Origin of the sequence: Paraburkholderia bannensis, assembly GCF_014200455.1 — a bacterium.
Classification (GTDB): domain Bacteria; phylum Pseudomonadota; class Gammaproteobacteria; order Burkholderiales; family Burkholderiaceae; genus Paraburkholderia; species Paraburkholderia bannensis_A.
The window spans coordinates 1-1,319 of the sequence record NZ_JACHBW010000068.1; the positions used below are offsets into that span (position 1 = coordinate 1).

Consider the following 1,319-nt stretch of genomic DNA (forward strand, 5'->3'; position numbering starts at 1 on the left):
TGAACCGCCCCGGGAATCGTGGAGGCTGGTTGGTTTAAGTTAATGCCGGTTCAGCGGCAACCGTTTCAAGTTGCCGATAGTAGTTTGCCTCAGCTTCAGCGGGCGGGATATAGCCGAGGGGTTCCATCAGTCGATGATGATTGAACCAGGCCACCCATTCCAGCGTTGCCAGTTCAACGGATTCCCGCGTTTTCCAGGTGCGGCGATGAATCAGTTCAGCCTTGTACAAGCCGTTGATCGTTTCCGCCAAGGCGTTGTCATAGCTGTCGCCCCGGCTGCCGACCGACGGTTCGATGCCCGCTTCGGCAAGCCGTTCGCTGTAGCGAATGCTGACGTATTGGGACCCTCTGTCCGAATGGTGTATCAACGTTCCGTCGTCGCCCGGGCGCCGCGCGTAAAGCGCCTGTTCGAGTGCATCCAGAACGAAGTCCGTGGTCATCGAACTGCTGACTCGCCAGCCGACGATACGGCGAGCGAACACATCGATCACGAAAGCCACATACAGCCAGCCCTGCCACGTCGAAACGTAGGTGAAATCCGAAACCCAGAGCTGGTTCGGCCGTGCCGCCTTGAACTGACGATTGACCCGATCCAGCGGGCGCGGGGCTATGGCATCAGGAACAGTCGTGCGAACACGCTTGCCTCGCATCACGCCGCGCAAACCCAGTTGCTTCATCAACCGTTCGACCGTGCAGCGCGCCACCGGGATACGCTCCCGGTTCATCTGCTTCCAGACTTTATCCGCGCCGTAGACCTGCATGTTGGCCTGCCACACACGTTTGATCTCCGGCCGCAGACGTTCATCGCGGATTGCGCGAACAGAGCGCCGCGTCGGATCACGAAGCTGCGCAGCATGGCGTCGGTAACCCGACGGGGCAATCCGCAAGACCTTGCAGATCGGCTCGACCCCGAAGGTGTCGCGATGCTGATCGATGAAGGCCTTCAGGACTTGAAACGGCGGTCGAGCTCCGCCTGGGCGAAAAACGCGCTCGCGACCTTGAGAATCTCGTTGGCACGGCGCAACTCCTTGACTTCGCGCTCCAAGGCCTTGAGGCGCTCGCGCTCGTCTGTGGTCAAGCCATTGCGCTCACCGTGGTCGACCTGGTCGCGCTTGACCCACTCGTGCAGTGTCTGCGGTGTGCAGCCGATCATCGGCGCGATCGATTCGATCGCCGCCCACATCGACGGATGTTCGCTACGCTGCTCGCGCACCAGACGCACTGCGCGCTCTCGGACTTCCGGGGAAAACTTGGTTACCTTCTTGTTCATGGCTCCATTCTCTCAAGAGTTGGAGCCTCCACAAAACCCGGGGCGGTTCA

1 protein-coding gene and 1 other annotated feature are annotated in these 1,319 nt (G+C 60.4%); the gene reads right to left on the reverse strand.

What is annotated here, in order from left to right; all coding sequences use genetic code 11:
• Positions 1-34: 34 nt before the first annotated feature.
• Positions 35-1,269 (reverse strand): IS3 family transposase gene (locus F4827_RS34875; protein ID WP_183734093.1). Its coding sequence is split into 2 segments (ribosomal slippage): positions 35-978 and positions 978-1,269, totalling 1,236 coding nucleotides; the frame shifts between segments, so codons are not numbered across the junction.
• Positions 872-988 (reverse strand) — a sequence feature (AL1L pseudoknot). It overlaps the preceding gene by 117 nt.
• Positions 1,270-1,319: the final 50 nt, after the last annotated feature.